This is a genomic window from Cupriavidus sp. PB-02, from assembly GCF_058252315.1.
The window spans coordinates 1419624-1429518 of record NZ_CM177694.1; the positions used below are offsets into that span (position 1 = coordinate 1419624).

General features: G+C 63.6%; 24 protein-coding genes. 12 read left to right on the forward strand and 12 right to left on the reverse strand.

The genetic code is table 11. From position 1 onward, the window contains the following. Positions 1-52: 52 nt before the first annotated feature. The 11 genes from AC10V3_RS06780 to AC10V3_RS06830 all read right to left on the reverse strand — a co-directional run bounded on the left by AC10V3_RS06780 (position 53) and on the right by AC10V3_RS06830 (position 3856). A complete protein-coding gene (locus AC10V3_RS06780; RefSeq protein WP_490923337.1) occupies positions 53-577 on the reverse strand; it encodes a hypothetical protein in 525 nt (174 codons plus the stop codon). Next, the gene (locus tag AC10V3_RS06785) at positions 574-1272 is read right to left on the reverse strand and encodes a hypothetical protein (protein ID WP_490923338.1); all 699 of its coding nucleotides are present in this window, start codon (positions 1270-1272) and stop codon (positions 574-576) included. Before AC10V3_RS06785 ends, AC10V3_RS06780 begins: the two co-directional genes overlap by 4 nt. Next, positions 1269-1574: a hypothetical protein gene (locus AC10V3_RS06790; RefSeq protein WP_490923339.1), complete on the reverse strand. Its 306-nt coding sequence runs from the start codon at positions 1572-1574 to the stop codon at positions 1269-1271. Before AC10V3_RS06790 ends, AC10V3_RS06785 begins: the two co-directional genes overlap by 4 nt. Further along, entirely contained in the window at positions 1571-1831 is a 261-nt protein-coding gene (locus AC10V3_RS06795; protein WP_490923341.1) for a hypothetical protein, read from the reverse strand. Before AC10V3_RS06795 ends, AC10V3_RS06790 begins: the two co-directional genes overlap by 4 nt. Beyond that, entirely contained in the window at positions 1828-2172 is a 345-nt protein-coding gene (locus AC10V3_RS06800; RefSeq protein ID WP_490923342.1) for a hypothetical protein, read from the reverse strand. The genes AC10V3_RS06795 and AC10V3_RS06800 overlap by 4 nt, the downstream gene beginning before the upstream one ends. After that, complete coding sequence (locus tag AC10V3_RS06805; RefSeq protein ID WP_490923344.1) at positions 2169-2303, reverse strand: hypothetical protein; 135 nt, start codon at positions 2301-2303, stop codon at positions 2169-2171. Before AC10V3_RS06805 ends, AC10V3_RS06800 begins: the two co-directional genes overlap by 4 nt. A 115-nt stretch (positions 2304-2418) precedes the next feature. Beyond that, on the reverse strand, positions 2419-2985 hold the full coding sequence (locus AC10V3_RS06810) for a hypothetical protein (protein ID WP_490923345.1): 567 nt from the start codon (positions 2983-2985) through the stop codon (positions 2419-2421). Then, a complete protein-coding gene (locus AC10V3_RS06815) occupies positions 2982-3215 on the reverse strand; it encodes a hypothetical protein (RefSeq protein WP_490923347.1) in 234 nt (77 codons plus the stop codon). Before AC10V3_RS06815 ends, AC10V3_RS06810 begins: the two co-directional genes overlap by 4 nt. Beyond that, complete coding sequence (locus tag AC10V3_RS06820; RefSeq protein WP_490923349.1) at positions 3212-3559, reverse strand: hypothetical protein; 348 nt, start codon at positions 3557-3559, stop codon at positions 3212-3214. Before AC10V3_RS06820 ends, AC10V3_RS06815 begins: the two co-directional genes overlap by 4 nt. An 11-nt stretch (positions 3560-3570) precedes the next feature. Then, on the reverse strand, positions 3571-3714 hold the full coding sequence (locus AC10V3_RS06825) for a hypothetical protein (RefSeq protein ID WP_454752184.1): 144 nt from the start codon (positions 3712-3714) through the stop codon (positions 3571-3573). A 10-nt stretch (positions 3715-3724) separates the two neighbouring features. After that, a complete protein-coding gene (locus AC10V3_RS06830) occupies positions 3725-3856 on the reverse strand; it encodes a hypothetical protein (RefSeq protein WP_490923350.1) in 132 nt (43 codons plus the stop codon). Between the two features lie 218 nt (positions 3857-4074). Here AC10V3_RS06830 and AC10V3_RS06835 point away from each other — a divergent pair, with 218 nt between their 5' ends. After that, positions 4075-4308 carry a hypothetical protein gene (locus tag AC10V3_RS06835; protein ID WP_349609091.1) on the forward strand — a complete coding sequence of 78 codons (234 nt, stop codon included), beginning with the start codon at positions 4075-4077 and terminating at the stop codon, positions 4306-4308. Positions 4309-4755: 447 nt separating this feature from the next. Here AC10V3_RS06835 and AC10V3_RS06840 read toward each other — a convergent pair whose 3' ends face one another. After that, positions 4756-5235 (reverse strand): hypothetical protein, encoded by a 480-nt coding sequence (locus tag AC10V3_RS06840; RefSeq protein ID WP_349609093.1) that lies wholly within the window; start codon positions 5233-5235, stop codon positions 4756-4758. A 114-nt stretch (positions 5236-5349) separates the two neighbouring features. Here AC10V3_RS06840 and AC10V3_RS06845 point away from each other — a divergent pair, with 114 nt between their 5' ends. From AC10V3_RS06845 to AC10V3_RS06895, 11 genes are all read left to right on the forward strand, one after another. Then, positions 5350-5586: a transcriptional regulator gene (locus AC10V3_RS06845; protein ID WP_349609095.1), complete on the forward strand. Its 237-nt coding sequence runs from the start codon at positions 5350-5352 to the stop codon at positions 5584-5586. Between the two features lie 131 nt (positions 5587-5717). Then, complete coding sequence (locus tag AC10V3_RS06850; RefSeq protein WP_078196964.1) at positions 5718-5963, forward strand: hypothetical protein; 246 nt, start codon at positions 5718-5720, stop codon at positions 5961-5963. Positions 5964-6042: 79 nt separating this feature from the next. Next, a complete protein-coding gene (locus AC10V3_RS06855) occupies positions 6043-6234 on the forward strand; it encodes a hypothetical protein (protein ID WP_349609097.1) in 192 nt (63 codons plus the stop codon). A gap of 10 nt (positions 6235-6244) precedes the next feature. Beyond that, complete coding sequence (locus AC10V3_RS06860) at positions 6245-7201, forward strand: hypothetical protein (protein ID WP_349609099.1); 957 nt, start codon at positions 6245-6247, stop codon at positions 7199-7201. Beyond that, a complete protein-coding gene (locus tag AC10V3_RS06865) occupies positions 7152-7865 on the forward strand; it encodes a hypothetical protein (protein WP_349609101.1) in 714 nt (237 codons plus the stop codon). The genes AC10V3_RS06860 and AC10V3_RS06865 overlap by 50 nt, the downstream gene beginning before the upstream one ends. A 21-nt stretch (positions 7866-7886) precedes the next feature. Next, positions 7887-8168 carry a hypothetical protein gene (locus AC10V3_RS06870; protein WP_349609103.1) on the forward strand — a complete coding sequence of 94 codons (282 nt, stop codon included), beginning with the start codon at positions 7887-7889 and terminating at the stop codon, positions 8166-8168. 7 nt (positions 8169-8175) lie between these two features. After that, positions 8176-8547 (forward strand): hypothetical protein, encoded by a 372-nt coding sequence (locus tag AC10V3_RS06875; RefSeq protein ID WP_490923353.1) that lies wholly within the window; start codon positions 8176-8178, stop codon positions 8545-8547. Then, the gene (locus tag AC10V3_RS06880; protein WP_490923354.1) at positions 8544-8888 is read left to right on the forward strand and encodes a hypothetical protein; all 345 of its coding nucleotides are present in this window, start codon (positions 8544-8546) and stop codon (positions 8886-8888) included. The genes AC10V3_RS06875 and AC10V3_RS06880 overlap by 4 nt, the downstream gene beginning before the upstream one ends. A 178-nt stretch (positions 8889-9066) precedes the next feature. Next, complete coding sequence (locus AC10V3_RS06885) at positions 9067-9345, forward strand: hypothetical protein (RefSeq protein ID WP_123957892.1); 279 nt, start codon at positions 9067-9069, stop codon at positions 9343-9345. Next, entirely contained in the window at positions 9342-9611 is a 270-nt protein-coding gene (locus AC10V3_RS06890; protein WP_349609110.1) for a hypothetical protein, read from the forward strand. Before AC10V3_RS06885 ends, AC10V3_RS06890 begins: the two co-directional genes overlap by 4 nt. Then, positions 9608-9883: a hypothetical protein gene (locus tag AC10V3_RS06895; RefSeq protein WP_490923356.1), complete on the forward strand. Its 276-nt coding sequence runs from the start codon at positions 9608-9610 to the stop codon at positions 9881-9883. Before AC10V3_RS06890 ends, AC10V3_RS06895 begins: the two co-directional genes overlap by 4 nt. The last annotated feature ends 12 nt before the right edge of the window (positions 9884-9895 follow it).

A 9895-nucleotide genomic window follows, 5' to 3' on the forward strand; every position in this document is an offset into this window, starting at 1 on the left:
TTGCGAAGAAAAGAGCGGCGCGTCCCAGGGTGGTCAACGCACCGCAAGGGGGTCAGTCAGGACGGCGCAGGGCGGCATCGCGGCCTTTCGGCGCGCCGATCCACCACTTGGCAGGCTTCCCCGCCGGGCCGTACTCGAAAGGGGTGAAGATCTGGCCGAGTTGCCCCATATCCCTCATGAAGCCCCAGGGTTTGACGTCCCTGGCCGGCACAATGAAGAGCGTCCAAACCTCGGAAGGCGTGCAGACGTCGAACACATCGGTGCTCTCGTTTTCGGGGATCAGAACCACCCGGTGGAAGGTGTCGCCGGTCAGGAAGTTGAACCAGCGCACTGGGCGCAGGCCGCTGTACCGTCGGGTCGCCTCGTAATACCAGCCAAGCAGCACCAGCGACAGCGCCCAGCGCCAGGGGTGATCATGCAGCCCGCGATCGGGGTCAGACCCGACGAAGCGATGCAGGTAGATGCGGATCCCGAAGAAGGCGCAGACGAAGTAGCGCTCCAGGTAGGGGCGGCCGGCCTCGCAGATGATCTTGCAGGGGCGGGTGGCCGAGTAGGCGAGCAGGAGGCGGCGGATCATGCGGCCTCCTGCTCTGCCGGTGCCTTCGCCGCGTCGTACTGGCGGATCGCCCAAGCGATGGCGTAGCAGCACCAGGTGAAGTGAAAGGTGTAGTCGGTAAAGTCGTGCTCCCACAGGTCTTCGAAGGCGTACGTGCGGTGCCGGTGGTGATATCCGTGCCGGTGCTGACTGATCGGATTGGCCGACCAGGAGAAGTCCTGGGCGTGCTGGTAGGCCGCATGCTCGCCGTCATCGAGGTAGCACAGCACCTCGTCGTCGACGGCTTCCCACAGCTCGCGGCGCTGCTCCTTGTCGAGCACGTCGTGGTGCTCGCGGACCCAGCGCAGCCGGTACTCGTTGATGACCTGCCGGAACTTCTCGGGACTGAACTCGGTGGCACCCCCGCTGCGGCGGTTGTCGTCCACGGCCTGCAGTTTCTCGGACCAGTAGCCGCGGTTGATGTACAGCTTGCTCGGATCTTTCCTGTAGAGCCGGTCGGTGCGAAAGAACGAGAACATGTCCGTCAGGCGCGAGAACACGTAGCAGCCCATATCACCTGAGTAGACCAGATAGCCCGGGTAGGTGATCAAGTCGAAGTGCATGCTCGAGGAGTCGGGCCTGCGGAATCGGATGTGGCGGTACACGCCGTCTTCGTGGAGCACAGTCATCTGGTGCTCGGCGACGTCGCGCTCGAAGCGTTCTTGGGTGCAGGTCATGCGAAGTGCCTCCCGTGGAGTTCGTCGAGCTTGTCGACCTGGGCGCCGGTGAGCTGTGTCACCTGGCCGGCCTGAGCCTGTGCCGCCAGCTTGCGAACAAAGTCCTGCTCCCACTCGCTAAGGTCGCGGGTGCCAAGCAGGCCTGCCAGGCGCTTGATCATGGTGGTGGTGCTGACCAGCTTCATTGCGAGTCCCTCCCCCTCGGTGAGGCGCTTGATAAATCGGTAGTTGGCGTAGGCGCCAAGCGCAGCGATTGCGAAAGCAGACGCAGCCAAGCTGCTAGCAACGATCAGGGAGCTCATTTCGGCTCCTCTGGGTGACCGAGACAGCCGGTGATGGAGGCGGCGAACTGCTCGCGCACGATCACCAGGCGGGCCAGCGCATCTTGGGCGGCCGCCGAATAGAAGTTCTCGCACTGCAGGACACCATCGATAGCGGTGACGACCTCTTGCGCGGAGGGCAGGCCGGGCGGAACGGGCGCCTTACCTACGCGGCTTGCCGCTTCGGCAAGAGCCTTGTTGTTTGCTGCGGTCTGAGCGCGGTAGCCGGGCATGCTCATGACCGGACCTTGCGCTCGAGCGGCGTCAGGATGACAACCAGACAACGAAGCCCCGGATGCGCGAGGCGGTTGTGTACGTAGTAGTCGGAGGGGCTGGCACTCTGAAGGCTGAAGCCACTGCGCAGCATCCACTCGAGCGCAGCCACTCGCTGGCTTCCGGTCAACAAAATCGAGTCCCCATGCGCGTGGATGCAATCGGGTTCGATCTCCACGCCGGCGTAGTGCGCGGTGGCCAAAATCTCTCCCAGCGCATCTATGTCTGAGGCTTGATCGCCGATCTTTGCGCGGTCGGCTGCGGCCTTGGCGTCGAAGGCTTCGAGAATACGTTCGGAGAGCTTCATGCTGCTTTCACCTGGACGTTGCGCGCCCCGCACAGCAGGCCGCGGTTGATGGCGGCGTCAAGGGCATCCCACCAGCTGGCGAACGGGCCGGTATAGACGCACTGACGGTTGATGAAGATGCGAAACATCACGACTGCCTCCAAATAGCTGTGGAGGGCGTGTCAGGGTTCAGCCAGGCGTAGAGGCCAGACAGGCCGATGACGCCGAGGGAGATACCGAACCAGAAGAGGAGGGCGCGCAAGATCTTCACAGGACACTCCCAGCCCATTCGCGTTGCTGCTGCTGATGCTTCTTCAGCGCGGCTTTGTAGCTGGCCTTGGCTTCCTTCTTGGTCTTGCACCATTCGCCCTCGACATCACGCCGGTCCCGCCAGCCGTCGTAACAGGTCCGGTACATGCGGTACTGATAGCCCCACCGATCGCCGCCCGTCCATTCCTGCCAGATGCAGTCGTAACGGGTCCGGCTTTCGAATTTCGGCACGCGTCCGCCCATCAGGAACGCGGCAAACGAGTCGTAGCATTCGCTGACCTCGCGGTATTCCTCATAGCGCGTCGGCTTCTTCGGCTCGGGCAAGGACGTGATCGCCAGCACGCGGCCCGCTTCGGTCGTGTAGAAGACAATCGAGTCGCCCGGCAGGAACCCGGGACGATGCCCGCGGATCATCAGGCCGGCCGCCTCCAGTTGCACCAGGTCTTTCATGTCGTGGTGGCCAGCGCTGGCGACGAAGTGGTTGCGGTGCGGCTCGCGGTGACGCTCGCTGATGCCCAGCGTGTGTTGCAGCAGCCCGATCTGGGTCGCGGTCGGCGCGTTCATGCCACACCTCCAGCGCGCTTGATGACAGCCTCGCGCTCATGGGCGCGGGTAATGCCCTCGCCGTCGACGCCGTCGCGCGCATTGCGCTCGGCGAGCACTGCCTTCTGGCTGACGGACAGAATCCCGAGGGTGTTCCGGATGATCCGGTGGGCGGCCTGCAGCTCGCGCAGCAGCTCGGTGTTGCAGTTGGCCTGGATGGCCTGGCGGACGGCGGCTTGATCGGCGTTCATGCCACACCTCGCGCCATCAGGACGTCTTGCTGAACCTGACGGCTGACGGCCAGCAGGGAGGCCTCACGGGTTGCGCAGATCACGGGCTGCTCCGCGGCGTCCGCCAAGACGAACTTGACGTTGGCGCCGACCAGGACCTGCCCGATCGCGTCGAGCATGTCGGTCAGCAGGGAGCCGACGCGGGCCGCGTAGGCGGCGTCGGACTCGCCGGCGCGCCGGCGGGCGTTCCGCACGGTGAAGAGCTTGCTGAGGTGGCTGATGGCGTCGTCGCCTTCGCAGAAGGCTTCGACATTGCCGAGGGCGATCTGCGCGGCGATGTCTGCCCGGGCCTGTTGGTGGTTCATGGCCGGCCTCCTCAGTGCACGGAAATGTCCGTGCAGCCATCGATCTCGGCGCGCACGGCGAAGGTGATGGCGTCGGTCAGCTTGTCGAAGCGCGTGACGCAGCGGCAGCCGAGCAGCGTATAGACGACGGCGTAGGCGGGCAGGGTGGTGGCCATGGCCGGCTCCTTACTGAGCCACCGCCAGAGCGGCGGTCAGGGTGCGGGCGATTGAGGCCATGGTCGGCAGAACGGCGCAAACCACGGCGCCGACCACCAGGATGGTGGTGATGCAGGTGAAGAGAAGGGTGCTGGTTCGCATTGCTGACTCCCGTGGCAGGTAGCACTTTGTTCGTGCCGTGAGTCAACAATAGCAAACTGCTATTAGTCGTGCAATAGCAAAATGCGATCTGAAATGTGCGAAAGCGCACGAGCCATGGAAGTGCGTGGCTGTTCACTGCTGAAACATACTTTTGTCTGATATGGCGGAGAGGGAATGCGCGCTAATCTGCCTGGACAACAAGAAACAGGAGAAAGCCCATGCAAGCCATTCTTCGCTTCATGACCAGCTACGGTGCTGCCGTCATCTGTGCAATCTCCGGCTTGGTGCTGGTCTGCATCACCACTGCGGTTGGAGTGGTGGCCCTGACCTACGGCGAGGACCTGTCGGCCGACTGCGTCGGAATTGTGGCCTTTGTAGTGGCCGCCTTTCTGCTGTACATGACGGATCGCAACGTCCGCGCCGAGATTCTCGATATCCGTCGCCAGGCATAATGGAAATGACAGGCGACTATGCCTGTGCCGGGCAGAGCTGCTCGCCCGGCCCCGTAGCGCCTTGCGACTCTAGTGCAAACAAAAAGCCCGCCAATCGGCGGGCTTATGGATTCGGGCGCGACCTCGTCTGCTAGAAGCCGATCTTCTTCAATAAAGTGGCGTCGTACGCGGCGGACTTCGTATACCCCACTTGGGGGGGTAGTGCGGAAGTACAACATGGCAATTCGCCGCGTTAGGGTCTGCCCTTAGAGGCGTTCGATCGCTTGCTGTTCCGCCAGGGTTCGGAGCAGCCCTGACGCGCCGGCGGCTTCCAACGGGTTTGTCTTGAATGCGCCGGTCATGGCGAACTCGTACCCGCGGTGTATTGTTCTCGCCGCAAACATGAAGCCACAGAGTTCCCCCGCTGTGGCTTTGCGCAGCAATTCCTGGGCGACCTCGACAGCCTCCCTATCCACCACCAGATTTGTGACGTTTGCCTGCACGATTGACCCCACCTTCGAGCGTGCTCTTCAGCCTTTGTCTTTGTTCTGAGACATTCTCGGCATAAGTGCGTGAGGCAACGGTATCACGTTCCATGGCGTTTTCGGCGAGTGCTGAATTAACCTTTTCTGAATCCAGATCTGCGAGAGCCTTAATTTGGGCGATTGCTACTCGCCTGGTGCCCTCCGACAGCGACTTGAGCAGCTCAATGGCTTCCTGAAGCTCTCCCAATGAGTCGCCTTGCTCGTGGTCGATGCTCCCGTGGGGGAGGCCCAGAGCGTCCTCAATACGGCGAGCCGTGCGACTGCCCATTCCACGCCCGTCAGCCTGATTCTTGATCTGGCTGAGATAGGCGGGCGCAACACCCACTCGCTCAGCGAATGAGGTGATGGTTTGGTCGCCGATCAAGCGTAGGAGGTTGAGACGTCGGATCTCGCTGATATCCATACGGGGCATTACATAGCAATTTGCTACGTACGGGAACACGCAAAATGCTTTTGACTTGCCACTAGCATTTTGCTATCGTAAATCCATCGGTGACCACAGTTCAGTGAGCGCGGGATGGATGCAAAGACTTTCCTGAAGCAGTTTGGCTCGGAGGAGGCCGCCCGCGTGAGCGAAGTGGCGGGGACCAACTACGCCTATTTCAGCCAGATAGCCCATGGGCACCGCCGCCCATCGGTAAAGCTCGCCCAACGACTTGTGCTGGCCTCGGAAGGAAAGCTCGACTTCGTATCGCTCCTGCAGTCCAAGGACCACAAAACAACCGCGGCTGAATCCGCCGCAGCACCTGCGTAAAGACTGAAGCGACCACCGACACGAGTGGTCGCGGGCGGGACTGCCAAGAATGGTAGCGCGCCTGGGTTTGACAAGAGCCTGCGAAATCGATCAGCGGGCAACGGGTTTGGTCCACCAACGGGGATTTCGGGATGACAGACCGGGACGACGGCATGGCGCGCAGCGGACGTAGCAACCTCTTCGGAAAGATGGCGGCCGAGATTCCCAAGGTGAAGGTGCCTTGGGAAACCCGCGAGGCTTTGGAGGCCAGGGCTTGCGAAGTGGGCATGTCGCTCTCCGAGTTCGTTCGCGAGTTGCTGATGATCAGCGCTCACGGCGAGGAAGTTATGAAGAGCATATACGCCGAGCGCATCGGCGTCGTGGCGAGAAAGGGGTGAGAACGGGGTGTGAATGGGGTGTCAAGTCACCCCGATACACACCCCGGCATTTCACGCCAGGCAAAGGGACGGAGAGACAGTGATTCACGAACTTACACCCCGGGAACACGTGCGCGACGCCGGAGCCGAGGCTTTCCGGCGCGGCAGGCACGCGGACGATAACCCGCATGTCCCCGGCACTGACGCGCACCTTGAATGGCTCTCCGGCTACAAGGGCGAGCAATACGGCCAGGCCAGCGCGCCGGTCTCACGCAAGAGCCGCCGCGGCTGAGGTTGCAGACATGGCCCGCATTCGCACCATCAAGCCGGATTTCTGGACCGACGAGAAGATCGTGGAGTTGCCTTTCGAGGCGCGCCTTTTCTTCATCGGCACCTGGAACTTTGCCGACGACAACGGCAACCTGCAGCGCTCAGCCCGCAAGCTGAAGATGCAGATCTTCCCGGCTGATTCGATCGATTGCGAGCCTGTCATTGGGCGGCTGCTGTCCCTTGGCCTGCTCAGTGAGTACTCAGTGAATGGGGACACCTTTCTCCACATCGAGGGCTTCGAGCGACATCAAGTCATCAACCGGAAGTCCAAATCCGCCATTCCGGTTCCTGCTCAACTCACTGAAAACAAGGCGTCTGAGGCTGGCGATTCACTGAATGCTGGTGACGCTAGCCACCCCGACTCCGTGAATGGTGGGGGTACAGGCGCGGACGATTCAGGGAGGTCTCACGGAGGACTCACGGAGGACTCAGTGAGTGATCACGGAGCGATCACGGAGGGCTCACTGACGGAAGGGAAGGGAAGGGAAGGGAATAGGAAGGGAAAGGATAGTGGTAGTTCAATCGTCAGTGGTTCGCGCGCGACGGGGGGTGTGACGATTCCCAACCCGCCGACGAGCGAAGGCCATTGGGCATCGCACTTCCGCGAACGTCACGGCGTCGAGATCGACGTCTGCAGCATCCACGACCGCAAGAAGGCCTGGCCGATCTTTGCCGGCTGGGTCAATGCCGGCCTGACGCTGGATCGCGTCGACGCCGCCGTAACCCAGGCGCGCAAGGAATCCAAGGAACCGATCGCATTCCTGCCGGCGTACGTCGACCGCGTGCTCGCGTCGCAGGCACCCAGCAGCACCACAGGCGACGCCAGAGCGCAGGAGCGCGCCGACGTCCACGCCACCCTCACCGGGAGGAGATCGAGCCATGAACGCACCCCAGAGACCTTCGATGTTGACGCCCGCGTCGTCGGCTGACTGGCCGGCCGGCGCCATCCCTGAGTCCTGGGTGGACAGCCTGTTCGCGCGCATGTCGGGCATGTACGGCTCCAAGTTCGCTGACCTGTGGCGTGGCACGGATCTCCCGTCGGTCCGCCGTCTCTGGGGGAAGGAACTGGCGTCCCTGTCGCGCGATGAGCTGCGCCGCGGCAGCGACGCGCTCCTCGGTCGCCCATTTCCGCCCACGCTGCCCGAGTTCGTGTCGCTCTGCCGGCCCGGCATCAACGTCGACGCCGCCCTCTACGAGGCTGCCCAGCAGTTGCGCTTGCGCGCCGAGGGCAAGGACGAGTGGACCAACCCGGCGATCTACTGGGCAGCCATGAAGGTCGGCGAGTTCGACATGCTGAATCTATCGCATGGCGCCTTGCTTAAGCGGTTCGGCGCCGCGCTGGACACCGTGCTACGACAGGACCAGATCCCTGACGTGCCGGAGCGGCTGGTCGCCTTGCCGGCGCCAGGTCGCGGCCGCGCCAGTCCGGAGCGGGTCGAGGCGGCGATGCGCGAGGTGCGAGCAACGGCCAAGGAGCCCGGGAACAAGCGCTGGGCCGAACGGATTGTGGCGCGCGTCAAGGCCGGCGAGAAGATCGCCCTTGGCGTGCTGAGGATGGCCCAGACAGCGCTTGGCCTGCGGTCTGGCTCTTGATTTGCAGAGGAGGGAGTGGAGATGAAAGTCATTCGCAACCTGATCGCACGCGTGCTGCGCCAGTCGGTCATGCCCGCAACACCTGCCGCCGTGGCCAGGCCGGCGCCTTCGCGCATGGCGCGCGCCTGGGCGGTTGCCTCGGTACCGCGCCGTGCCCGGCCGGCCGCCGCTGCGCCGGTGGCAGACGAGGGCGTATCACCCATGCATGCCGCGATGCTCCTGTCCCTGCTCAGCAGCGAGGGCGATGCGGCGGACGCCGGCTCGTTCGGTTCGTGCTGGGATGTCCCGGCCAGCGTCGAGTGAGGCAGCCATGACCATGACCGTGAGAGAGCAGGTATGCGCGGCATTGCTCAGGGGCGAGAGCGTCAGCGCGACGGAATTTGCGAAGGCAGCCGGCTGCACCGGTGGGGCGGTGGCTGACGTCCTTGGCCGGCTGCAGGCGCTGTCGCTCGTCAAGGCCAAGACGATCAAGCGAGGCAAGTTCTACCTGAAGATCTGGACGGCGACCGACCTGCCAGCCCTGGCCGCATACCGGCCGCTCAGGCCAGGCCAGCACGTCCGCACGGGCACCGACATCACGCCGCTGATGGAGGCCTGGGGCATGCCACTCAAGGCGCCCAAGCTCCAGCTGCCGGTCTACAAGCACGTCTGCTACGACGAACCGGAGGAAGCAACAGCATGAAAACCACGAGGCAGTACCTGATCGAGGCCCTGCGGCGCGGTGAAGCCGTGGTTGCCTCGCAAATTGCTAATGCGGCGGGGGTGTCCAGGCAGGCCGTGCACCTGGAGCTGGCCAAGCTCGAGCGGGCGGGCGCCGTGGTGCGTCGACGCGGTGTGCGGGGCGAGTGGACGCTTGCAAGCCTGGAAGCACTGCCGCCCGTCGCCGAGCGCACGGTGGTCGAGAAGCCGCCGCGGGAGACCGGTGGTGCAGCGGCCGAGCTGCTCGCCTTCTTCGGCATCCGCCTGGCGCACATCCAGCTGCCGGCACGCCGCCATCTCCGCTCCGATCGGGTGCCGGCATGAGGGTGCTCTCGTTCCTTGGCGCCATGGCGGCCATGTTCGCCCCCTCGCCGCTCGCAGCCGCCCGCACGCCGCAACCCCAGACCCGCAAGCCGGGCCGACTCACCCAGGCAGACCGTGACGCCATTGCCGCCGCTGAGGCAAAGCGTGAGCGGAAGGCCAAGAAGCTGCGGAGGTCAGCATGAAAACTCGTTGCAAAGTGGGAGATCTCGCCTTCATCGTGCGCGACGCCTTCCCCGAGAACGTTGGCCGGGTGGTGCGTGTCATTGCGCCGCCCCTCTGGCTCGACGACGGCCCAGCCTGGCATTGCAAGGTCGAAGGCGCGCCGCTTCGCGTGCAGGAGCTGGACCGGCCGTGGGAATTCTCCTTCGACACCAAGGGCGACTGCTACGACGCCGACCTGCGCCCGATCAGCGGCGTGCCGGTGCATGACGAGCAGCTGGACGAGGTGACGGCATGAACTGCAAACCTGGCGATCTGGCGATTGTCGTGCGGGCTGAGGGTGCGCCTGCTGCGGTGGGGAAGGTCGTTGAGGTGCTCCGCTCTGCGCCGAACGTTAATGGTCTTCCGGCGTGGGTTGTCCAGTTTCAAGGAGTTGGCATCGTTCGCAACAAGAAGTCCGGCGCTCTGACGCTTGGCGTTGATGCGGATTGCCCCGACGCATGGCTGCGCCCAATCAGTGGCGTCCCTCTCCACGACGAAGAGCGAGACGAGGTGACCGTATGAGCTCCACCGCCGCCATCGAGCTGTTGAAGGACAACGCGGTCAAGGTCAATGACGTTGCGCTGATCAATGCCGCGTGCAAGGTCGAGGACCGAACTTGCCTGGCGCTGTCTTGCGTGGAAGCAGCCGAGGACCTGGTCACGATTGGCGAAATGAAGCCCGCGACGGCCCTCCGCGCTCAGAACTTGCTGAAGGCTGCCGCATGCCTGCTTCGCATGAACATTGGTGGCGAAGACACGGCTTTTGCTACCGGTAACGATTTCCACAAACCATGACATGGGTGACGG

What these genes read in the sequence shown, in the direction of transcription:
- AC10V3_RS06800 (WP_490923342.1), bottom strand. Translation starts at nt 2,172, where the DNA reads ATGAAGCTCTCCGAACGTATTCTCGAAGCCTTCGACGCCAAGGCCGCA.
- AC10V3_RS06785 (WP_490923338.1), bottom strand. Translation starts at nt 1,272, where the DNA reads ATGACCTGCACCCAAGAACGCTTCGAGCGCGACGTCGCCGAGCACCAG.
- AC10V3_RS06790 (WP_490923339.1), bottom strand. Translation starts at nt 1,574, where the DNA reads ATGAGCTCCCTGATCGTTGCTAGCAGCTTGGCTGCGTCTGCTTTCGCA.
- AC10V3_RS06865 (WP_349609101.1), top strand. Translation starts at nt 7,152, where the DNA reads ATGAACGCACCCCAGAGACCTTCGATGTTGACGCCCGCGTCGTCGGCT.
- AC10V3_RS06850 (WP_078196964.1), top strand. Translation starts at nt 5,718, where the DNA reads ATGACAGACCGGGACGACGGCATGGCGCGCAGCGGACGTAGCAACCTC.
- AC10V3_RS06890 (WP_349609110.1), top strand. Translation starts at nt 9,342, where the DNA reads ATGAACTGCAAACCTGGCGATCTGGCGATTGTCGTGCGGGCTGAGGGT.
- AC10V3_RS06845 (WP_349609095.1), top strand. Translation starts at nt 5,350, where the DNA reads ATGGATGCAAAGACTTTCCTGAAGCAGTTTGGCTCGGAGGAGGCCGCC.
- AC10V3_RS06810 (WP_490923345.1), bottom strand. Translation starts at nt 2,985, where the DNA reads ATGAACGCGCCGACCGCGACCCAGATCGGGCTGCTGCAACACACGCTG.
- AC10V3_RS06815 (WP_490923347.1), bottom strand. Translation starts at nt 3,215, where the DNA reads ATGAACGCCGATCAAGCCGCCGTCCGCCAGGCCATCCAGGCCAACTGC.
- AC10V3_RS06835 (WP_349609091.1), top strand. Translation starts at nt 4,075, where the DNA reads ATGCAAGCCATTCTTCGCTTCATGACCAGCTACGGTGCTGCCGTCATC.
- AC10V3_RS06875 (WP_490923353.1), top strand. Translation starts at nt 8,176, where the DNA reads ATGACCATGACCGTGAGAGAGCAGGTATGCGCGGCATTGCTCAGGGGC.
- AC10V3_RS06880 (WP_490923354.1), top strand. Translation starts at nt 8,544, where the DNA reads ATGAAAACCACGAGGCAGTACCTGATCGAGGCCCTGCGGCGCGGTGAA.
- AC10V3_RS06795 (WP_490923341.1), bottom strand. Translation starts at nt 1,831, where the DNA reads ATGAGCATGCCCGGCTACCGCGCTCAGACCGCAGCAAACAACAAGGCT.
- AC10V3_RS06885 (WP_123957892.1), top strand. Translation starts at nt 9,067, where the DNA reads ATGAAAACTCGTTGCAAAGTGGGAGATCTCGCCTTCATCGTGCGCGAC.
- AC10V3_RS06830 (WP_490923350.1), bottom strand. Translation starts at nt 3,856, where the DNA reads ATGCGAACCAGCACCCTTCTCTTCACCTGCATCACCACCATCCTGGTG.
- AC10V3_RS06820 (WP_490923349.1), bottom strand. Translation starts at nt 3,559, where the DNA reads ATGAACCACCAACAGGCCCGGGCAGACATCGCCGCGCAGATCGCCCTC.
- AC10V3_RS06860 (WP_349609099.1), top strand. Translation starts at nt 6,245, where the DNA reads ATGGCCCGCATTCGCACCATCAAGCCGGATTTCTGGACCGACGAGAAG.
- AC10V3_RS06895 (WP_490923356.1), top strand. Translation starts at nt 9,608, where the DNA reads ATGAGCTCCACCGCCGCCATCGAGCTGTTGAAGGACAACGCGGTCAAG.
- AC10V3_RS06840 (WP_349609093.1), bottom strand. Translation starts at nt 5,235, where the DNA reads ATGGATATCAGCGAGATCCGACGTCTCAACCTCCTACGCTTGATCGGC.
- AC10V3_RS06825 (WP_454752184.1), bottom strand. Translation starts at nt 3,714, where the DNA reads ATGGCCACCACCCTGCCCGCCTACGCCGTCGTCTATACGCTGCTCGGC.
- AC10V3_RS06780 (WP_490923337.1), bottom strand. Translation starts at nt 577, where the DNA reads ATGATCCGCCGCCTCCTGCTCGCCTACTCGGCCACCCGCCCCTGCAAG.
- AC10V3_RS06870 (WP_349609103.1), top strand. Translation starts at nt 7,887, where the DNA reads ATGAAAGTCATTCGCAACCTGATCGCACGCGTGCTGCGCCAGTCGGTC.